This window comes from Streptomyces montanus, assembly GCF_005786655.1.
Classification (GTDB): domain Bacteria; phylum Actinomycetota; class Actinomycetes; order Streptomycetales; family Streptomycetaceae; genus Streptomyces; species Streptomyces sporangiiformans.
The window spans coordinates 77,859-96,947 of record NZ_VBZC01000007.1 but is presented as its reverse complement, the minus strand read 5'-3'; the positions used below and the strand labels follow the sequence as shown (position 1 = coordinate 96,947).

19 protein-coding genes and 1 pseudogene are annotated in these 19,089 nt (G+C 69.5%); 7 read left to right on the top strand and 13 right to left on the bottom strand.

All coding sequences use genetic code 11. The features are described from left to right. Positions 1-24: 24 nt before the first annotated feature. Positions 25-735 carry a type 1 glutamine amidotransferase gene (locus FE633_RS08070; protein WP_138044403.1) on the bottom strand — a complete coding sequence of 237 codons (711 nt, stop codon included), beginning with the start codon at positions 733-735 and terminating at the stop codon, positions 25-27. A gap of 133 nt (positions 736-868) precedes the next feature. Here FE633_RS08070 and FE633_RS08065 point away from each other — a divergent pair, with 133 nt between their 5' ends. Both FE633_RS08065 and FE633_RS08060 read left to right on the top strand, forming a co-directional pair. Further along, positions 869-2,359, top strand: a complete 1,491-nt coding sequence (locus FE633_RS08065; RefSeq protein WP_138044402.1) for an aldehyde dehydrogenase — start codon at positions 869-871, stop codon at positions 2,357-2,359. A 5-nt stretch (positions 2,360-2,364) separates the two neighbouring features. Beyond that, the gene (locus tag FE633_RS08060) at positions 2,365-3,108 is read left to right on the top strand and encodes a gamma-glutamyl-gamma-aminobutyrate hydrolase family protein (RefSeq protein WP_138044502.1); all 744 of its coding nucleotides are present in this window, start codon (positions 2,365-2,367) and stop codon (positions 3,106-3,108) included. A gap of 91 nt (positions 3,109-3,199) precedes the next feature. Here FE633_RS08060 and FE633_RS08055 read toward each other — a convergent pair whose 3' ends face one another. Beyond that, complete coding sequence (locus tag FE633_RS08055) at positions 3,200-3,772, bottom strand: MarR family winged helix-turn-helix transcriptional regulator (protein ID WP_119098906.1); 573 nt, start codon at positions 3,770-3,772, stop codon at positions 3,200-3,202. Between the two features lie 568 nt (positions 3,773-4,340). Between FE633_RS08055 and FE633_RS08050 the strand changes: the two genes are divergently transcribed. Together FE633_RS08050 and FE633_RS08045 are read left to right on the top strand one after the other, a co-directional pair. After that, entirely contained in the window at positions 4,341-4,802 is a 462-nt protein-coding gene (locus tag FE633_RS08050) for a hypothetical protein (RefSeq protein WP_138044401.1), read from the top strand. 97 nt (positions 4,803-4,899) lie between these two features. Then, a complete protein-coding gene (locus FE633_RS08045; RefSeq protein WP_138044400.1) occupies positions 4,900-5,709 on the top strand; it encodes an SAM-dependent methyltransferase in 810 nt (269 codons plus the stop codon). 67 nt (positions 5,710-5,776) lie between these two features. Here the strand turns inward: FE633_RS08045 and FE633_RS08040 are convergent, their stop codons facing one another. The 10 genes and pseudogenes from FE633_RS08040 to FE633_RS08000 all read right to left on the bottom strand — a co-directional run bounded on the left by FE633_RS08040 (position 5,777) and on the right by FE633_RS08000 (position 13,429). After that, a complete protein-coding gene (locus FE633_RS08040; protein ID WP_171059854.1) occupies positions 5,777-6,667 on the bottom strand; it encodes a helix-turn-helix domain-containing protein in 891 nt (296 codons plus the stop codon). A 216-nt stretch (positions 6,668-6,883) separates the two neighbouring features. After that, a complete protein-coding gene (locus FE633_RS08035; protein WP_138044398.1) occupies positions 6,884-7,285 on the bottom strand; it encodes a hypothetical protein in 402 nt (133 codons plus the stop codon). Positions 7,286-7,351: 66 nt separating this feature from the next. Continuing rightward, the gene (locus tag FE633_RS08030; protein ID WP_138044397.1) at positions 7,352-8,236 is read right to left on the bottom strand and encodes an HpcH/HpaI aldolase/citrate lyase family protein; all 885 of its coding nucleotides are present in this window, start codon (positions 8,234-8,236) and stop codon (positions 7,352-7,354) included. Continuing rightward, a complete protein-coding gene (locus FE633_RS08025; RefSeq protein WP_138044396.1) occupies positions 8,233-9,102 on the bottom strand; it encodes an HTD2 family dehydratase in 870 nt (289 codons plus the stop codon). The genes FE633_RS08030 and FE633_RS08025 overlap by 4 nt, the downstream gene beginning before the upstream one ends. 14 nt (positions 9,103-9,116) lie before the next feature. Then, positions 9,117-9,371 carry a hypothetical protein gene (locus FE633_RS08020; RefSeq protein ID WP_212747182.1) on the bottom strand — a complete coding sequence of 85 codons (255 nt, stop codon included), beginning with the start codon at positions 9,369-9,371 and terminating at the stop codon, positions 9,117-9,119. Between the two features lie 179 nt (positions 9,372-9,550). Beyond that, positions 9,551-10,714, bottom strand: coding sequence for an aldehyde dehydrogenase (locus FE633_RS08015; protein ID WP_246113492.1), 1,164 nt, complete (start codon positions 10,712-10,714; stop codon positions 9,551-9,553). Continuing rightward, a pseudogene (locus FE633_RS49165) lies at positions 10,713-11,015 on the bottom strand (aldehyde dehydrogenase family protein); the annotation flags it as partial. The pseudogene FE633_RS49165 and the gene FE633_RS08015, both read right to left, overlap by 2 nt. Before the next feature lie 56 nt (positions 11,016-11,071). Next, complete coding sequence (locus FE633_RS08010) at positions 11,072-11,707, bottom strand: thiamine pyrophosphate-dependent enzyme (RefSeq protein ID WP_138044395.1); 636 nt, start codon at positions 11,705-11,707, stop codon at positions 11,072-11,074. Then, positions 11,707-12,243 carry a thiamine pyrophosphate-binding protein gene (locus tag FE633_RS08005; protein ID WP_138044394.1) on the bottom strand — a complete coding sequence of 179 codons (537 nt, stop codon included), beginning with the start codon at positions 12,241-12,243 and terminating at the stop codon, positions 11,707-11,709. Before FE633_RS08005 ends, FE633_RS08010 begins: the two co-directional genes overlap by 1 nt. A 220-nt stretch (positions 12,244-12,463) precedes the next feature. Further along, a complete protein-coding gene (locus FE633_RS08000) occupies positions 12,464-13,429 on the bottom strand; it encodes a LysR family transcriptional regulator (protein WP_138044393.1) in 966 nt (321 codons plus the stop codon). A gap of 113 nt (positions 13,430-13,542) precedes the next feature. Between FE633_RS08000 and FE633_RS07995 the strand changes: the two genes are divergently transcribed. The 3 genes from FE633_RS07995 to FE633_RS07985 all read left to right on the top strand — a co-directional run bounded on the left by FE633_RS07995 (position 13,543) and on the right by FE633_RS07985 (position 16,857). After that, positions 13,543-14,754: a CaiB/BaiF CoA transferase family protein gene (locus FE633_RS07995; protein WP_138044392.1), complete on the top strand. Its 1,212-nt coding sequence runs from the start codon at positions 13,543-13,545 to the stop codon at positions 14,752-14,754. A 52-nt stretch (positions 14,755-14,806) separates the two neighbouring features. Beyond that, on the top strand, positions 14,807-15,973 hold the full coding sequence (locus FE633_RS07990) for an acyl-CoA dehydrogenase family protein (RefSeq protein WP_138044391.1): 1,167 nt from the start codon (positions 14,807-14,809) through the stop codon (positions 15,971-15,973). Positions 15,974-16,173: 200 nt separating this feature from the next. Further along, positions 16,174-16,857 (top strand): response regulator, encoded by a 684-nt coding sequence (locus tag FE633_RS07985; RefSeq protein WP_138044390.1) that lies wholly within the window; start codon positions 16,174-16,176, stop codon positions 16,855-16,857. 96 nt (positions 16,858-16,953) lie between these two features. Here FE633_RS07985 and FE633_RS07980 read toward each other — a convergent pair whose 3' ends face one another. Next, positions 16,954-18,903 carry an APC family permease gene (locus FE633_RS07980; RefSeq protein WP_138044389.1) on the bottom strand — a complete coding sequence of 650 codons (1,950 nt, stop codon included), beginning with the start codon at positions 18,901-18,903 and terminating at the stop codon, positions 16,954-16,956. Positions 18,904-19,089 lie beyond the last annotated feature (186 nt).

Below are 19,089 nucleotides of genomic sequence, written 5' to 3'. Positions count from 1 at the left end.
GTCAGGCGGTGGGGTCCGCCTTCGTCAGGCGGTGGTGTTCGCCGCCTGCTCCAGGAAGCCGTCGACCAGCAGGCGGGTGTTGGCGCGTGCGTCGGCTTCCATGGCGCGGCTTCGCGCGAGCAGTGCGTGCGGGTCGACCCCGTGCCGTACGCACTGTTCCGCGCCGCCGAGGCCGAGCCAGCCACTCACCATCGCCGTGGTGATCTCCGGGTGGAACTGCACGCCCAGGCTGCGCCCCACCCGGAAGGCCTGCGCGCACACCGCGTTGCGGGCCAGCTCCACGGCGCCGGGCGGCAGGACGCACCGGTCGTAGTGCCACTGGAACCACGGCCCCGGCGGTACGAGGGCCGGGAGGTCGGTCTCGATCTCGGTCCAGCCGATCTCGGGGCGTGGGGCCACCTCCACCGAGCCACCGAGGGCGGTGGTGAGTGCCTGGGCTCCGAAGCACACGCCGAGGACGGGTACGCCGAGGTGCTGGGCCTTGCGCAGCAGGGCGAGCTCGCCGTCGATCCAGCTGCCGACGGCCGCGTGGTCGTAGACCGACCAGGGGGCGCCGAGGGACACGATGAGGTCCCAGTCGGCGGCGTCGGGGAAGTCGAACGGCACGTCCGGCGCGTGGTGGCGCGGCTCGGGCACGACCGTCACGGTGGTGAGCTCGTATCCGTGTTCGGCGAGCCGGTCTCCGACCAGCCCGGGCTCCGTGACGTGCTCGTGCCGGACGATGAGTGCTCGCACGGTGTGTGCCCCTTTCGATTGGTCGTACGGACCCAAATGATACGTCCGATTCCCGGCCGGGGAGCCTTGCGGGGTCCGTTCGGCGCGCATATCGTTTGAATCCAAATGTATTGGGTGTGACCTGGAGGCCCGCATGCTGGATGTCACCCACGAGGAGTGGCTGCGCCGCGCGAAGGAGCTGGACCTGCCCGGCGCCCACCACATCGCCGGCGCCGACGAACCCGGTGGTGGCGCGAGCTACGCCGTCGTCTCGCCCCGGGACGGCCAGGTGCTGACCCAGGTCGCCGATGGAGGAACCGCGGAGGTGGACGCGGCCGTGGCCGCCGCCCGTCGGGCCTTCGACTCCGGTCCCTGGCCGCGCCTGGCACCCGCCGACCGCGGCCGCGTGCTGCTGCGTATCGCGGACCTGCTGGAGGAGCGGCGCGACCGGCTGGCGCTGACGGTCAGCCTGGAGATGGGCAAGCCGATCACGGACGCGCACGCCATCGAACTGCGCGCCGCGATCAACACCTTCCGCTGGTACGGACAGCTGGCCGACAAGCTCACCGACGAGTCGCCGCACACCGCACCCGACGCGCTCGCGCTCGTCACGCGCGAGCCGACGGGTGTCGTCGGCGCGGTCGTTCCCTGGAACTTCCCCCTGACACTGGCGAGTTGGAAGATCGCCCCGGCGCTGGCCGCCGGCTGCACCGTCGTGCTGAAGCCCTCCGAGAATTCCCCGCTGTCCGCCCTCCTGCTGGGTCGGCTGGCGACCGAGGCCGGGCTGCCGCCGGGCGTCCTGAACGTCGTCACGGGCGACGGCCCCACCGCCGGGCGGGCGATCGGCCTGCACCTCGACGTGGACGTCCTGGCCTTCACGGGCTCGACCGCGGTCGGGCGGCACTTCCTGCGCTATGCCGCCGACTCCAACCTCAAGCGGGTGTGGCTGGAGCTGGGCGGCAAGTCGCCCAACATCATCCTTCCGGACGCCCCGGACCTGGAGAAGGCCGCCGCCACCGCCGCCTGGGGCATCTTCTTCAACCAGGGCGAGATGTGCACCGCGCCCTCCCGGCTGCTCGTGCACTCCTCGATCGCCGAGCGCGTCACCGAGACCGTCGTGCGGCGGGCCCGGGAACTCCGGGTCGGGGATCCGCTCGACCCCTGCACCGAGATGGGCGCCCTGGCCGGCGAGGGGCACCTGGAACGCGTACTGGACCACATCGGCACAGGTCTCGACGAGGGAGCCAGGCTTCGTACGGGCGGCGCCCGGACACGGCCCGACAGCGGCGGATCCTTCGTGGAGCCGACCGTCTTCGACCAGGTGGACCCCGGCATGCGGCTCTCCCGCGAGGAGATCTTCGGCCCGGTGCTGTCCGTCCTCACCTTCGACGACCTCGACGAGGCGGTGGCACTCGCCAATGCCACCGAGTACGGCCTCGCCGCCGGGCTGTGGACGAGCGACCTGTCCACCGCGCACCAGGTCTCCCGCGCGTTGAAGGCCGGCACCGTCTGGGTCAACTGCTACGAGGAGGGCGATCTGACCGTGCCCTTCGGCGGCATGAAGCAGTCCGGCAACGGCCGCGACAAGTCGGCGCACGCGCTGGAGAAGTACACCGAGATCAAGACCACCTGGATCCAGCTGTGAGCCCCGTGAACCGGCCGCTGATCGCGATACCCGCCCGCTTCGCCGCCTCCACCTCCGCACTGCGGTACGCCGCCGAGGTCAGCGCCCGCGCCTTGATCGAGGCGGTGTGGCGGGCCGGCGGCGAGCCCGCCGGCCTCCATCCGCACGCCCCCCGCGGCACCGCGGACCCGGTCGAAGTGGCCGCCCGGCTCGCCCGTTTCGACGGCGTCCTGCTGCCCGGCGGCGGCGACCTCGCCCCGTACCGCTACGGCGGTGGCGAGGCCCACGAGAGCGTCTACGACGTGGACGAGGAACAGGACGGCTTCGACCTCGAACTCGCCCGGCAGGCCCTGGACGCGGGTCTGCCGACCCTTGCGATCTGCCGGGGCCTGCAGGTCGTCAACGTCGCTCTCGGTGGCACCTTGCACCAGGACATGGGCGGTCCGGAGCGCGAGCACCGCCATGTGGTGCACCCGGTGGCGATCCAGCGGGACACGCTCCTGGAGCAGGCCACCGGCACCGGGAAGGTCGAGGCCTCCTGCTACCACCACCAGCGGGTGGACCGCACGGGCGCGGGCCTCACGGTCGCTGCCCGTGCCGCCGACGGGACGGTGGAGGCCCTCGAACTCCCCGGTTCGCACAGCTGGTTCGCGGCCGTGCAGTGGCACCCCGAGGACACCGCTCACGAGGACCCGGCGCAGCAAGGCCTCTTCGACACGCTCGTACGGGCCGCGCGCGAGGGCGGCCGCCGTCCGCGCGACCTCTGCTGACGTCATCGCGGCAGGTCCGGGTCGGGCTTCTCGGTTCAGGCTTCTCGGCTCAGGCCTGTCGGCTCAGGCCTGGTGGTTCAGGCCTGGTGGTTCAGGCTTTGGGGCGGCGTCCGCTGCGGCGCGGGGCGGGCTCCGCTCCGTCCAGGAGCGCCAGGCGGCGCTCCTCGCCGTGCTCCTCGACCTGGAGCACGACGCGGCGCAGCCCGTCGGCGACGCTGCGGCACTCCTCGTCGCTGAGCTGCCCGGCGACGAAGGCCTCCTCCTCGTTGAACTGCGGAAACACCCGTCGCATCAGCTGCTCGCCCTCCTCCGTGAGGCTGAGCAGCACCAGCCTGCCGTCGGTGGGATGACCGGCCCGCCGGACCAGGCCACGCGCCTCCAGGGTGCGGGAGACCCCGGTCAGCGTGCCCTTGGAGATGCCCGCCTCCTCCGCGACGTGCCGGGTCTCCGACTCGCCCCAGATCCAGATCACCCAGAGCACGACGAAGGCCGTCCAGGTCAGATCGGACCCGCGCAGCACCGAGTTCTCCAGATGCTGCCGGACGGCCGAGGCCGCGCGGTAGATGTTGGCCACCACCGCCATCTGCTCACGGCGGATCGGGATGCCACCGAGCTTTGCCGCGGCCAGCTTCTCGGCTTCGGTGATGGATCGTTGGCCGGGCACGGGCACACTCCTTCGGCGCCACCGCGGCGCATGGGACCGACGATATCGTTCGGCACCAAATTGTACGAAGTGCCCCGACGTCCTTGCACTCCGGCCCCAGCCGTGGACGTGCGTGGGGTCTCAAAGTGGCCCTGCGTTGCATCTGCACGTGCAGCGGAATGGAATTCGTCACTCCGCCTGTCAGGCCAAAGGCTGAACTGATGAGCATCAGTTCGGATATTCTCCGGGATCGGTGCTTTACCAGATGCGATGTGTATGTGCAATGTGAATGGTTGAAGTGGTTTCAAGATTTCCGAAAAGCCTCTGCCGGCTGTCAAAATTGATCGCATCGATCGAGATCGCCCATGGAAAGTGACCACTTGGGGTGAGTGTGTGCGGGCTTGTTTTCGGCCCTCTCCATCTCAGGTCGATATGGGCGTCGAGGTGCGCCTTGCATGGTGTTCGAAGGTGTGGCACGGCTCCCGTGCCGCAGCTAATGTGACCGCGTCTGTCAGGGGGAAATCCGGGGCTCGCCCGACCATGGTCTGCCTACCGGAGGGGAGGGGGAAGGCGGTTGCCGGCCGGTGAGGTGTCCAGTGGACCGCTGGACTATGCGGCTTTCCGTGAGCGTACGTATCACGGGTATCTGCGGTATGCCGTCGCCCGCACCGGGCGGTACGACACGGCCGCTCAGGTGGTGGACGCGCTCTTCGACGATCTCGTCGCCGTCTGGCCCCAAGTGCTCAGCAGCGCCGGGCCGGCAGCTGTCGTGTGGCATCTGTTGCGTTCCGCCCTGGCCCGGCACGCACCGTGCTGTTGCAGTGCCGTGGCGGCGGGGCTCGCGCATCACCTGCTGAGTCCCTCCTATGCCGACGCCCTGGTGCTGCGTCATGTGTTGGCGCTGTCGCGGGACAACGCCGCCGACCTCATGGGCGTGAAATCCGAGGAGATGGGCGCTCTTGTCGCGGTGGCCGAGCGTGCTGCACCTCCCTGGCTCCTTGCTCTCCTGCGTCACGCCGCATTGGGCTGCGGCCCCAAGTTGTGCCTGTGAAGGATCAGTTGAGGCGATTCCGCAGTCGTAACCGTGCCTATACGATGAGTGGTTCTCGCAGCGTCTGCTGCACTCGGTGCCGCATCGGGGAGGACGTATGGGCCAAGGGGCGCAGAGGGAACCGCATTTCGATATCAGCACACCAAGTGTGGCCCGGATGTATGACTGGCTCCTGGGCGGGACCGACAATTACGCGAGTGACCGTGAGGCCTGCGGCGCGCTGCTGGAGATCGCTCCCAGCAGCAGGGAACTGGCGCTGACCAATCGCGCGTTCCTGCGCCGCGTCGTGCGCTTCCTGGCCGACGACTGCGGGATCCGGCAGTTCCTCGACCATGGCTCCGGTCTCCCGACCCGGGACAACGTCCATCAGGTCGCTCAGCGGATTCATGCCGATGCGCGGGTCGCCTATGTGGACAACGACCCCATCGTGCTGGCTCACGGGCGGACCATGCTCGCCGAGAATGATCAGACAGCCGTTCTCTGCGCCGACATGCGTGACACGGACAAGATTTTGGATCACGAGGACGTTCGGCGTCTTATCCGCGACGACGAGCCCACCGCCGCGCTGTTCGTGTCCGTGCTGCATTGCCTGCCCGACAAGGACGACCCCGCAGCGCTGCTGCGCCGTGTCGCCGACAGGCTGGCCCCGGGAAGCTACATGGTGGTCTGCCAACTCGTCAGCGACGACGCCCGGGTGCGCGACGGCGTCACCGACCTCATGGCCAGTGCGACAGGCGGGCGGTGGGGGCGAGTCCGCTCCAAGGCCGAGGTGCGGACCTTCCTCGACGGCTGGGAGCTGCTGGATCCCGGACTGGTCGAAGTCAGTACGTGGCGCCCGGACTCGGACCTGACGGTGTGGCGCGAGGGCAACGAATGGGAGGAGTGGGGCGGCGTGGTACGCCTGTGATGCTGGCACTTCGACGGTGCGGCCCTGCTCCACGGGCACCTGGCCCGAGCGACGAGCCGTCCGTCCGTCAACCGCGGCGACTCTGGCCGGCCATCGCGCGATAGCGCGTCGCGGCCTTCCTCAGCAGCTCCTCGCTGCGCAGTCGGTCGGCGGCGGCGTCCATCAGCCGGTTGAGGACGAACCGGTAGGTCTCGGTTTCCGCGGGACGCGTCAGGTAGTGCGCGCTGTCGATGCTCTCCACGTAGACCACCTCGGGCGGGCCGCCGTCACGAAGGCGCAGGTGGGTGATGGGGTAGGGGGGTGATACGTCGCCGCTGTGCTCGAACTCGATCACGCGGATGTTGATTCCCGGGATGTGCCCCATCTCCAGCAGGTGCTCCAGCTGGCGGCACATGACCTCAGGGCCGCCACGTGGCCGCATCAGCACACCCTGGTCCAGCAGCGCGGTCATGTGCGGCCGGTCCGGCTGCTTCAAGATCCGCTTGCGCTCCATACGGAGTGCGACGCGCCGTTCATTGGCGCTGTCCTGCGGAAGTGCCGCCTCCACCACGGCTCGGGCGTAGTCATGAGTCTGCAAAAGGCCCGGCACCACGAAGGCCTCGTACGTGATGATGCGCTCGGTGCCTTGCTCAAGGCTGATCAGACGCCGCAGGAAGCCTGGTGTGACGTCACTGTACTGCTTGTACCAGGCGCGGTTGTGTGCCTGGGACAGCAGGTACTCGATCTCCGACGTGTCCTCAGGGCTCGCCCCGTAATGAGTCGCCAGATCGCGCACATCGCGCGCTTTCGCCGGGGTAATGCCTCGTTCCAGACGGCTGACCTTGGCGGCCGAGCCGCGGATCACAACGGCCGCTTCCTCCAGGGTCTCGCCGCGTGCGACACGCAGTTGGCGTAGGCGCGATCCCAGCAGACGGGCCGTTGTCTCCGGCTGGGGGCGCTGCCGGGGGAGCTGCGTCACCGATGCCGCACGGGGCGGTGCCGCGCGAGGCCCAGCCCGACCGAACCGACCGGCACATGCACTCCTACGAGAGACGGACGTTGACCCGATTCTCCCAGAATCCCCGCACGTGCGGGGACGGAACGCCTTCCAGGGGGCCGGGGGAAGCGGACGCTGGCTTGCGCAACGGAAGACACATCACGTCCGCTTCCGGCGCGGCTTCCCGTGGGAGGCTGGTCAGGTCAGCCGGGTGACCGAGTAGTCGAAGGTGGTCCCGGTGACGGTGTACGTGGCCGTCTGGCCGTTGTCGCAGTAGGACACGTAGGAACTGCCGAACTCATTGGTCCCGCCGACCGCCTGCACATACGGACGGACGTCCGTCCTCTCCGCGAAGGCCGTGGTGGACAGGTCGATGATCCTGGTCTGGTTGATCGGGTAGTCGTCGGACGGGGCCGACTGTTCGCCGGTGCGGGCGGTGGGGGTCCATGAAAGGACAAAGCCCGCGTTGTTGACGACGGCCACCTTCTGCACGCAGGGCTGCGCCTGTGCGGGAGCCGCCGCCGCGCTGACCGAGGGCAGGACGGCCATGGCCGTCGCACTCGTCAGGATCCCGGCCGTCCGGCCAACTGTACGGTTCATGATCGAAACTCCTCTCCCGGCCGGGTCCCTCCCGGCCGACGCCCCGCCGAGTTACCCGATGGTCCGTCAGAAAACCTCTGTGGTAGAGGAGTTGGAAGCATCTTCGAGTGAACTGCACTTATTCGTGGGGGACAGGTGCCCTTCGTCGGCCAGCGACAGAACGCGCCGGGCGCGATCCAGCACCGGCTTGTCGACCATCTCTCCGTCGACCGTGGTGACGGAGTCCCCGGCGTCAAGGACGGCACGGGCCCACCGCAGCTCCTCCGCCGACGGGGCGAACTCGTCGGCGACAGCCGGGAGTTGGGCCGGGTGAACGCAGAGTTTGCCCGTGAAGCCCAGCCGCCGGGCGTGGGCGATGTCCGCGGTGAGCACGACCGCGTCGCGTACGGCGGTGGTGACGCCGTCGACGGGCGGGCTGATGCCTGCCGCGGCCGAGGCGAGGACCAGTCTGGCACGGGCGTACGCCAGCGCCGCGTGGTCGTCGTGGGTGACGCCGAGTTGGGCGGCCAGGTCGACGTTGCCGAAGGCGGCGCGCGATGTGCCGGGCGTGGCGCACACGGCGTGGGCCCGCTCCACGCCGAGGGCGGTTTCGATGAGCGGGATGAGGTCGCACCGTCCGGCCGTGCGGGCTGCGAGGTCGGCGAGTACGGCGGGGTCCTCGGACTTGGGCACCATCACCGGACATCCGTGGTCCGCCGCAGTGCTGAGGTCGGCCTCCGACCAGGGAGTTCCGGGCGGGTTGATCCTGAGGACCGCCCGGTTTCCGAGGGCGAGCCAGGCGGCGGCGTGGTCACGGGCGCGGTCCTTGTCGTGCGCGGCGACCGCGTCTTCGAGGTCGACGATGACCAGGTCGGCTCCGGAGGAGAGCGCCTTGTCGAAGCGGTCGGGCCGGTCTCCCGGCACGAACAGCAGGCTCTTGGCCGTGGCGATGCGGTCGGGGAGCGTGCTCATACGAAGGTCACCTGCGCCGTGGCGTGCCGTGCCTCCCTGTGGGTGGCGATGCGCAGTTCGGCGCCCTGGTCGGAGGGGGTGCCGCAGGCCACGAGGCGCTCGCCGGCGAACACCGGCCGCCGCAGCCGGTAGGACAGCGTGCGCACCCGGCGTTCCGGGGTGTGGCGGCGGGGCAGTTCGAGCATGAGCAGGGCCAGCAGCGGGCCGTGGACGACGAGCCCGGGGTAGCCCTCTTCGTCCCGGCAGTACGGGGCGTCGTAGTGGATGCGGTGCGCGTTCGCGGTGAGGGCGCTGAAGCGGAAGAGCAGCGCCGGGTCGGGGTGCAGCGGCAGCTGCCAGGGGTCCTCGGGCCACGGTGAGGCGGACTCGTCGAGCTGGCCGGGGTGTTGTCCGGCGCCGCGTCCGGACCGGTAGACGATGTCCTGTTCCTCGACGAGGCACGTCCGGCCGTGCTGCCGGAATTCCCGGCGCTCGGTGACGAAGAGCAGCTCGCCGGTGCGGCCGTGCTTGGCGGTGACGGAACTCAGGGAGCTGATGCGTTCGGCCGGTTCGCCGAGGCGGAGCGGTTCGGTGATCTCGCAACGGCCTCCGGCCCACATGCGCTGCCGGTGGGGGATCGGCGGCAGGAAGTGTCCGTGCAGGGGGTGGCCGTCGGCTCCGAGATCCCGTTGCGCGGGCCAGTTCAGGAAATACAGCCAGTGCCACAGCGGGGGGAGCGGCTCACCGGCCTTGGCGACGGCGCCGGGCAGGTCCAGTACGGCCGAGAGAGCGGCCGCCGGGCCGGTGGGCAGGGGGTCGTCGTCCGTGACCGGCCCGGGAGTCCAGGACTCCACGTACGAACTGAGCGGGGACGGGGTGGGCAGCATGGTCCTTCTGTCCTTCAGATCTTGTGTGCCGCTGGGCGTTGGTCGAGTGAGGGGGCCGTCTCCAGGAGCGAGGTGCGGGACGGCTCGCGTACGAAGACGGTGGCCAGGAAGGTCAGCGCCACGCACGCGGTGACGTACCAGAAGAAGACCACCTCGTGGCCTCCCTCCTTCAGCGCCAGCGCGATCGGCTCCGTCAGTCCGCCGAAGGTCGCGGTGACGAGGGCGTGCGGCAGGCCCACGCCCAGGGCCCGGACCTTGGTGGGGAACATCTCGGCCTTGATGATGGCGGCCAGCGCCGAGTATGTACCACTCGATCAGGTTTCCCAGGCAGCCGCGTATGACGTTGGCGGTGACCCGGGAGCGTGCGGAGGCGGGAGCGGATGGCTGCGACATGGGAAGCTCCGTTGCTCTTGTCGCTGGGGGAAGGGCGCTTGCTTTTGCGGGCCTTTCAGCGCAGGACGAACGGGTTGCCGGTGGGCGCCCCGGTGTTGATCCAGACGCTCTTGTCCTCCAGGTACGCGGTGACGGCGGCGATACCGTTCTCGCGGCCGATGCCGGAGTCCTTGAAGCCGCCGAAGGGCGCCAGATAGCTCACCGCGCGGTAGGTGTTGACCCACACCGTGCCGGAGCGGATGTGGTCGGCCATCCGGAAGGCGCGGCCGATGTCGCTCGTCCAGACGCCGGCTCCGAGGCCGTAGCGGCTGTCGTTGGCGAGCGCGACGGCCTCGTCCTCGTCCGTGAACGGGATGACCGCGAGGACAGGCCCGAAGACCTCCTCCTGCGCGATGCGCATCCTGTTGCGTACGCCGGTGAAGATGGTCGGTTCGACGAACCAGCCGCTGCCGCACTCCGGGCGGGCGGCGGGCTTGCCGCCCAGAGCGAGTTCGGCGCCTTCCCGCTGTGCGATGTCGACGTAGCCGAGGACTTTGGCGTACTGCGCCGGGGTGGTGATGGGACCGACCTGCGTGCCCTCGTCCATGGGGTCGCCCATGCGGGCGGTGCGCGCCAGTTCCACCACCCTGCCCACGAGTTCGTCGTGCACGCTCTCCTGCACCAGCAGCCGGGAGCCGGCGATGCAGGTCTGTCCGGTGGCGGCGAAGATGCCGGAGACGGCGCCGTTGACGGCGGCTTCGAGGTCGGCGTCGGCGAAGACGATGTTGGGTGACTTGCCGCCGAGTTCGAGGCTGACGTGCTTGAAGTCGCGGGCGGCGGCCTGGTTGATGTGGCGGCCGGTGGCGTCCGAGCCGGTGAAGGTGATCTTCCGGACCAGCGGGTGTTCGACGAGGGTGGCGCCGACGTCCTTGCCGAACCCGGTGACGACGTTGACCACGCCGGGCGGCAGCCCCGCCTCGTGGAAGAGCCGGACCAGCTCCACGGTGGAGGCGGAGGTGAACTCCGACGGCTTGATGACGACGGTGCACCCGGCGGCAAGTGCCGGGGCGATCTTCCAGGCCAGCAGCAACAGCGGGGAGTTCCAGGGCGTGATCACCGCGACCACCCCCACGGGCTCCTTCTTCGTGTAGGTGAAGTAGCCCTTCTTGTCCAGCGGGGGGGACGGTGCCCTCGATCTTGTCCGCGAGCCCGCCGTAGTAGTGGAACCACTGTGGCACATAGCTCAGTTGACCGTACATCTCGGTGAAGAGCTTGCCGTTGTCACGCACTTCGGTCTCGGCGAGGCGTCGGGCGTTGTCGGCGATCGTGTCACCGAGCCGCCGCAACAGCGCACCTCGTGCGCTGGCGGTCGACTCGGCCCAGGGGCCGGTGTGCAGGGCGCGGTCGGCGGCTCGTACCGCGTCGTCCACGTCCTGCGACCCGCCCTGGGCGATCTCGGCCCACGGGGTGCCCAGGTAGGGGTTGTCGGTGGGGAACCATTCGCCTCCGGCGGGCCCCCGGCTCTCCCCGTCGATGAACATGTCGTAGCGCTGCATGGCGAATCTCGATTCAACGGCCCGGTCCGGTCGGGCACGGGTCAGAAAGTGCTCAGGCCCAGCGCGGCGCGGAAGGAGTTCTTGTTGGCCACGCCGTCACGGGGCGGCAGGGCGCGCGGCGGCTCGTCGGTGGTGATCAGCACCTGCGCGTACGTGGTCGCCGTGCGGGCCCGGATTCGGGCGGCGAGGTCCTCGGCCTGGTCGAGGTCGGTGATCCGTACGGTGTCGCGGATGCCGAAGCCCCGGGCGACGGCGACCAGGTCGGTGCCCAGCCCGGTGTGACTGGGCTGCATACCGGTCTCGCCGAAGTGCGCGTTGTCCAGTACGACGATGGTGAGGTTGGGCGGCAGTACGGCACCGATGGTGCCCAACGCGCCGATCCCCATGAGGTGTTCGCCGTCGCCGGTGATCGCGACGACCGGGCGCTCCGGCTGCGCCAGGGCGAGACCGAGGGCGAGCGGCGCGGCGGCGCCCATCGCGCCCCAGAGGTAGAAGTTGCCGGGACGGTCGCCGGCCGCGAACACGTCGTAGCTGGGCGAGCCGAGCCCCGACACCACCAGGGCGTCCTCGGGGAGACGGGAGATCAGGTCGGCGACGAAGCGGCGGCGGTCGATCCGGGGCGGGGTGCCGGTCTGGGCCTGAGTGCCGGTACGGGCCTGGGCGCCGAGGGCGGTCATCACTTGCGCTCCCACTTCTTGCGGCCGATCAGCTTCTGACCGAGGAGTACGGCGACGCGCTCGCCCGCCTCGAACACCGAGTCCAGCGCCGCTTCGACGGTCTCCTCGACATCCTCCGGGCGGTCGGCCCGTACGACGGTGATGCCCATGAGTTCCAGGGCCTGCTGGGTGGTACGGCCCATGGGTCCCTGCCACGGGTTGAACTCGGCGTACTCGCCGCGCATGGTCACCAGAGTGAGGAAGGGGAACCGGCACATCCGCAGCAGGGAGAACATGTTGACGCAGTTGCCCACGCCGCTGCTCTGCATCAGCAGCACGGAGCGCTGACCACCCAGCCAGGCGCCGCTGACGACGGCGACGCCCTCTTCCTCGGTGGTCAGCACCACGTCGCGGATGGCCGGGTCGCGCTGGGCTTCGAGGATGGTGTGGGAGTGGCCGGAGTCAGGGACATGGGCGATCTGCTGGATGCCGCGCTTCTTCAGTGCGGCGCATACGTCCTCCTGCCAGGAGGGTGCCGGTGCGTGGGTCTGGCTCATCCGTAGCGACTCCGCTGCTCGGTCGGCTCAAGGTGCCATCATCATGAGTGCTGATGGATGAGGTTGAACAATAGAAAATGGTGATGCCCGCATGCCCTGCCCGCATGCCCTGCCCGCATGACGCGCACCCCGCACGGCCGGCGACCTGCGGAACCATGGCGGCAGGGCACCGGCAGCAGGATGCGCGGTCGGCGCCCTTCGCCGGGCGCCCGCTCCTCGCCTATGACGCGCCGGGATGCGGAGGGACGTCCGCAGCGGTCCCTTGGGCTTGGGCGGAGGGCCATCTGCCCTGCGTCACGGCCGAGTTGATCTGGCGGACCAGTTCCCGGGCGACCACCTGGACGGCGGGCGGCGTGCGGCCGGACCGTGGAGTGCCGAGAACGATCGAGCGCCATACGTCGGGCTCGCACAGGGGCGCGGCGCTCAGGCTGCCCTGCGCGACGTCCTCGGCGATACCGACGCCGGGCAGGACGGTCCAGCCGTGCCCGGCCAGGACGAGCTGCTTCTGTACGCGCATGGAGTTGGTCTGGACGACGACGTCCATGGCGGCCCCCGCCCGTGCCGCCGCGCCGTCGATGAGCGTACGCAGGGCGTGCCCGGAGGCGGGCATGACCAGGGGGTGCGATGCGGCCTCCGAGAACGGCACGGGCCGGTCGGCCCGCAGCCCGGCGGACGGGGGAGCGACGGCCCACAGGTGCTCCCGTACCAGCGGGCGGGCGTTGAGGGACGGCGTGCTGTCCAGGTTGTAGAGCAGGGTCAGGTCGAGGTCGCCGTCGTCGAGCCACTGCTGGAGGTGGCCTGAGTAGGCGGTCATCAGACGTAGTTCGACTCCGGGGTGGTGGTGGGCGACGGCCGACACGAGCGGCTCGGAGAGCAGGTCGCTGGTGCTCTCCAGCAGGCCGATGGTGACGATGCCGGTCACGGCGCCGGGGGTGGGCTGCACCTCGGCGCGGGCCCGTTCGAGCTCGTTCAGGGCACGCCGTGCGCGGTCCACCATGATCGCGCCGGCCTCGGTGGGACGCATGCCCTGCCGGGTGCGCTCGAAGAGGGGGACGCCGAGTTCCTCCTCCAGGGTGCGGATCTGCCGGGTCACGGCGGGCTGCACCAGATGCAGCAGCTCCGCGGCACGCGTGACACTGCCCACCTCCGCGACGGTGACGAGCGCTTTGAGCTGCTTGATGTCCAAGGGGCCTCCTCACCTCCATTGGGTCCCAGCATGGTGATATCAGTTCTTGCTATTTCACTATGGATGTCATGAGTGTTCATGATGGTACTTCGCCCGCTCCTGGAGGTCACCGCATGCCCGAGCACCCCGAGGAACCGACGGGACGGCTGCCGCTGTCCGGTGTCACCGTCGTCAGTGTCGAGCAGGCGGTGGCGGCTCCCTTCGCCACGCGGCAGCTGGCCGACCTCGGCGCGCGGGTCATCAAGGTGGAGCGCCCGGGAGAGGGCGACTTCGCACGCCGGTACGACACCACCGTGCACGGCCAGTCCAGCTATTTCGTGTGGCTCAACCGCTCCAAGGAATCCCTCACTCTCGACCTGAAGTCGGACGCGGGCCGGGCCGTGCTGGAGCAACTGCTGGGCGGCGCCGACGTGTTCGTGCAGAACCTCGCTCCCGGCGCCGCCGCCCGGCTGGGCCTGGACGCGCCCGCCCTCGCCGACCGGCAGCCGTCCCTGATCTGCTGCACCATCTCCGGCTACGGCACCAGCGGGCCGTGGGCCGACCGCAAGGCCTACGACCTGCTCGTCCAGTGCCAGACCGGCCTGGTGTCGCTGACCGGCAACGCACACGGCCCGGCCCGTACCGGGGTGTCGATCGCCGACATCGCCGCGGGCATGTACGCCTACTCCGGCATCCTCACCGCCCTGTACACCCGCGCCACCACCGGTGTCGCCCGCGCCGTCGAGGTCTCCCTCTTCGAGGCACTGGCCGAGTGGATGAGCCAGCCCGCCTACTACACCCGCCACGGCGGTATGCAGCCCCCACGCATCGGCACCCAGCACGCCACCATCGCCCCCTACGGCGCCTACACCGCCGCCGACGGCAAGGACGTGCTGTTCTCCATCCAGAACGAACGCGAATGGGCCGCCCTGTGCGAACGCTTCCTGCGGCGCCCGGAGCTGGTCGACGATCCGCGCTTCGCCACCGGGAGCGACCGTGTGGCGCACCGCGAGGAGCTCGACGCGATCGTGGCCGAGCGGTTCCGCTGCTCGGACAGTGCGGAGGTGATGACGGTGCTGGACGGCGCGGGCATCGCCAACGCCGGGGTCAACGATGTCGAGGAGTTCCTCGCGCATCCCGTGCTCGATGCGCGGGGCCGCTGGCAGGACGTGGGGATCCCCGGGGGTGTGGCCGTGCCGACGCTGGTGCCGCCGGTCGACCTTGCGGGGGCGGGTCCGCGTATGGACGCCGTCCCCGCCGTGGGCGAACACACCGAGGCCATCCTGGCCGAACTGGGACACAGCACAGCCGACATCAAGGGCCTGAGGGGCGACCGCGTCATCTGACCACCTGTCAGTCCTTCAGTCCTTCCGCCCTGTCAGCAAGGAGCGTCACAGCATGAGCACCCTCGACATCCTGTCCGAGGACGAGCGATTCATCGTCAGGACAGTGCGCGACTTCGTGGACAACGAAGTGAAGCCTGTCGTCCGGGAACTGGAGCACGCCAACACCTACCCCGAGGCCCTGATCGAGCAGATGAAGCGGCTCGGCATCTTCGGCCTCGCCGTCCCGGAGGAGTACGGCGGCACCCCGGTCTCCACCCCGTGCTACGTCCTCATCACCGAGGAGCTGGCCCGCGGCTGGATGAGCCTGGCCGGCGCGATGGGCGGCCATACCGTGGTCGCCAAGCTGCTGCTGGACTTCGGCACCGAGGAGCAGAAGCGCCGGTACCTGTCGAAGATGGCCACCGGCGAGATCCGCGCGACCATGGCGCTCACCGAGCCGGGCGGCGGTTCCGACCTCCAGGCCATGAGCACCGTCGCCCGCAAGGGCGCCGACGGCTACGTGGTCAATGGCGCGAAGACCTGGATCACCAACTCCCGGCGGGCGGGCCTGATCGCCCTGCTGTGCAAGACCGACCCGGATGCGGAACCCGCCCACCAGGGCATCTCGATCCTGCTCGTCGAGCACGGACCCGGCCTCACCGTCTCCCGTGACCTGCCCAAGCTCGGCTACAAGGGCGTGGAGAGCTGCGAGTTGTCGTTCGACGGCTACCGGGCGCCGGGCGATGCCGTACTGGGCGGGGTCGAGGGCAAGGGCTTCGCGCAGATGATGAAGGGCCTGGAGACCGGACGCCTCCAGGTCGCCGCCCGCGCGCTCGGCGTCGGCCGGGCCGCGTTGGAGGACGCCCTCGCCTACGCGCAGGAGCGGGAGTCGTTCGGCAAGCAGATCTGGAGGCATCAGTCGATCGGCAACTACCTCGCAGACATGGCGACTTCGCTGACGGCGGCACGCCAGCTCACTCTGTACGCGGCCCGGGAGGCGGAGGCGGGGCGCCGCGTGGACATGGAGGCGGGCATGGCGAAGCTCTTCGCCTCCGAGACCGCCATGCAGATCGCCCTCAACGCCGTCCGCATCCACGGCGGATACGGCTACTCCACCGAATTCGACGTCGAACGCTACTTCCGAGACGCCCCGCTGATGATCGTCGGCGAGGGCACCAACGAGATCCAGCGGAACGTCATCGCGAGCCAGCTCGTCAGGCGCGGAGGTCTCGACGTGTGAATATCGTTGATCGACGTCGACATCGGCACCCTCGCCGACGGGGGTGACTGACTCAGCGAGGCGCACCACGCGCCCCCTCGGCGTATGGGGCGCGTCAAGAGTGAGCGGGTCGTCGTATGGGAGCCGTTAACGACCGGGGGAAGGGCGCCGCGCTGATCCTGAACTGTCAGGATGGAGGCGCGCACGAAGGAGGAACATCGATGACCCGGGTGCTGGTGGTCGAGGACGAGCCGCAGCTCGTACGCGCTCTCGTGATCAACTTGCGGGCGCGCGCCTACGACGTGGATGCCGCCGCCGACGGGGCCACCGCGCTCCGGCTCGCCGCCGCCCACCACCCGGATGTGGTGCTGCTCGATCTGGGTCTGCCCGACATGGACGGCGTGGAAGTGATCAAGGGGCTACGGGGCTGGACACGGTCGCCGATCCTGGTGCTGTCCGCCCGCCAGACCTCGGAGGAGAAGGTCAGGGCCCTTGACGCCGGAGCCGACGACTACGTCACCAAGCCCTTCAGCATGGACGAGCTGCTGGCCCGGCTGCGCGCCGCTGTCCGCCGTACCGAGGAGGCGGACACCACCGACGCCACCGCGATCGTCACCACGGAGGAATTCACCGTCGATCTGATCGCGAAGCGGGTGCGGCGGGGTGGGAACGACGTGCGGCTGACACCGACGGAGTGGCACCTGCTGGAGGTGCTGATCCGCCACCCGAGCAGGCTGATCAGCCAGAAACAGCTCCTTCAGGAGGTCTGGGGCCCCGCGTACCAGACCGAGACCAACTACCTGCGGGTCTACATGGCCCAGCTGCGACGCAAACTGGAGCCGGACCCCGCCCGCCCGCGGCATCTCATCACCGAGCCGGGCATGGGCTACCGCTTCGAGAAATGACCGGGCCCGGATTTCGAGAAGTGACCAGGCCCGGTTTTCGAGAAGCGACGAAGCGACCGGGCCCGGACACGGATGCGCAGCTCGCGCGAGGTCGGGTCAGCCCACGTGGACCCGCGGCCGGCGTGACCGGTCCGGTTCGGCCTCGCGGAGGACCTCGCGGGTGACGGGGGCGACCTCGCCCTGGCCGAAGAGGAAGAAGCGGAGGAAGTTGGCGAAGGGGTTGCCCTCGGTCCACTCGAAGTAGATGTGCGGGATCTGGCTGGAGCTGTCGCGGACGTGGAGGAGCAGGGCCGCCAGGGCGTTGGGGATCGAGGAGCTCTCCAGGGTCAGGACCCGATAGCGGTCGTGCAGGACCTCGCCGCGCACGGTCAGGCCCGCCTCGAACTCGGAGGGGTCGGTGACGGTGACCTCGACGAAGATGAAGTCCTCGGGGGTCGGGACGTCGTTGTCGTGGCGGATCTGCTCGATCTTCTCCCGGTACTCGGTGATGTCGCGGTTGTCGGGCTCGTTGGCGATGAACCGGATCTTGCGGTGGGCGGTGTCCCTGACGAATCGTTCCGCCATGGTGTCCAGCTCGACGCGGGTGACACGGAGTTCGAAGGCGCGGGCGAGGCGGGAGAGCAGCGAGACGATGATGATGGCGGCGATGAAGCATGCGCCGATCTTCACGCCGTCGGGGCGCTCGATGATGTTCAGAACCGTCGTGTAGAGGAAGACCGCCGAGATGACGGTGAAGGCGATGGTCCAGCCGCGCTGGCGGGCCTTGCGGGCCGCGATGGTCACGGCGATGGCCGCCGAGGAGATCAGGACCAGCACACCCGTGGCGTAGGCGCCGCCCTGGGCGTCCACGTCCGCGTCGAAGATCCAGGTGACGAGAAAGCCGACCAGGGTGAAGACGATCACCATGGGGCGGACGGCGCGGGCCCAGTGCGGAGCCATGCCGTAGCGGGGCAGATAGCGGGGCATCAGGTTGAGCAGCCCGGCCATGGCGGACGCTCCGGCGAACCACAGGATCGCGATCGTCGAGACGTCGTACACCGTGCCGAAGGCGTTGCCGAGGTAGTCGTGAGCCAGGAACGCCAGCGCGCGGCCGTTGGCGCTGCCACCCTCCTCGAACTCCTTCTCCGGGATCAGCAGCGTGGTGAGGAAGCTCGTGCAGATCAGAAACACGCTCATGATCACAGCGGCCGTGGTCAGCAGCTTCTTCGTGCCCCGGATACGGCCGACCGGCCGCTCCTCGGTGTCACCGGGCTCGCCCTCCACGTGCGGCATCACCGCGACGCCTGTCTCGAACCCCGAGAGGCCGAGCGCGAGCTTCGGGAAGACCAGCAGGGAGACGCCGATCATGGCGAAGACATTGCCGTGCTCGGCCGTCAGGGCGGTTGACCAGTCGGTGACGACATGGCCCTCGGTGACCACGTGCCACAGGCCCACGGCGACGACCACGGCGTTCAGCGCGAGGTAGGCGCCCACGAGAGCCACGGCGACGCCGATGGCCTCCAGGAATCCCTTGAGGAACACCGCGCCGAGCAGGGCGACCAGGATGAGTGTGATCAGCATCTGCTGGTCGTGCAGGACGCTGTTCAGGTGCGGGTTCTCGACCAGGTGGGTGGAGGCGTCCGCCGCCGAGAGAGTGATGGTGATCAGGAAGTCGGTGGCGGCGAACCCGAGCAGCGTGAGGACGAACAGCTTGCCTTTCCAGAAGGTCAGCAGCCGCTCCAGCATCGCGATCGAGCCCTGCCCGTGCGGGCTCTCCTCGGCCACCCTCCGGTACACGGGCAGTGCGCCCCCCAGGGTGACGATCACGAGCACGATGGTGGCCACGGGCGAGAGCAGGCCGGCGGCGAGGGCGGCGATGCCCGGCTGGTAGCCGAGGGTGGAGAAGTAGTCGACGCCGGTCAGGCACATCACGCGCCACCATCGCTGGCCCTTGTGCGCGAGCTCGGGCTGGGCGTGCGGACCCTGGTGGCTCCCCGCCATGTCGGAGAGGCCCTCCAGCATCCACGTCCGCAACCGGCTCGGCTGCGTCTTTTCGGTGGTGGCCATCGAGGTGTTCTCCTGATGTGCGGCTCGTTTGGTGTGCGGCTCGTTGCGGGATTCCGGCCATCACACGGACGGCGGCACCAGCGTAAGCAGAGAGTGACGCAAGGTCCTAAGGAAGAGGCCGCTGATCGCGTCAAGGGTGCGTTAAGACGGACCGGTCGGACGGCAGCGGCGCGTCAAAATCCGGAG

Excerpts from the sequence above, each read along its gene's own strand:
- FE633_RS08030 (WP_138044397.1), bottom strand. The coding sequence starts at position 8,236 with ATGAGCACGCTCCCCGACCGCATCGCCACGGCCAAGAGCCTGCTGTTC.
- FE633_RS08020 (WP_212747182.1), bottom strand. The coding sequence starts at position 9,371 with ATGTTCCCCACCAAGGTCCGGGCCCTGGGCGTGGGCCTGCCGCACGCC.
- FE633_RS08015 (WP_246113492.1), bottom strand. The coding sequence starts at position 10,714 with ATGTGCCACAGTGGTTCCACTACTACGGCGGGCTCGCGGACAAGATCG.
- FE633_RS08045 (WP_138044400.1), top strand. The coding sequence starts at position 4,900 with ATGGGCCAAGGGGCGCAGAGGGAACCGCATTTCGATATCAGCACACCA.
- FE633_RS07990 (WP_138044391.1), top strand. The coding sequence starts at position 14,807 with ATGAGCACCCTCGACATCCTGTCCGAGGACGAGCGATTCATCGTCAGG.
- FE633_RS08025 (WP_138044396.1), bottom strand. The coding sequence starts at position 9,102 with ATGCTGCCCACCCCGTCCCCGCTCAGTTCGTACGTGGAGTCCTGGACT.
- FE633_RS07985 (WP_138044390.1), top strand. The coding sequence starts at position 16,174 with ATGACCCGGGTGCTGGTGGTCGAGGACGAGCCGCAGCTCGTACGCGCT.
- FE633_RS07980 (WP_138044389.1), bottom strand. The coding sequence starts at position 18,903 with ATGGCCACCACCGAAAAGACGCAGCCGAGCCGGTTGCGGACGTGGATG.
- FE633_RS08065 (WP_138044402.1), top strand. The coding sequence starts at position 869 with ATGCTGGATGTCACCCACGAGGAGTGGCTGCGCCGCGCGAAGGAGCTG.
- FE633_RS08010 (WP_138044395.1), bottom strand. The coding sequence starts at position 11,707 with ATGACCGCCCTCGGCGCCCAGGCCCGTACCGGCACTCAGGCCCAGACC.
- FE633_RS08035 (WP_138044398.1), bottom strand. The coding sequence starts at position 7,285 with ATGAACCGTACAGTTGGCCGGACGGCCGGGATCCTGACGAGTGCGACG.
- FE633_RS08005 (WP_138044394.1), bottom strand. The coding sequence starts at position 12,243 with ATGAGCCAGACCCACGCACCGGCACCCTCCTGGCAGGAGGACGTATGC.
- FE633_RS07995 (WP_138044392.1), top strand. The coding sequence starts at position 13,543 with ATGCCCGAGCACCCCGAGGAACCGACGGGACGGCTGCCGCTGTCCGGT.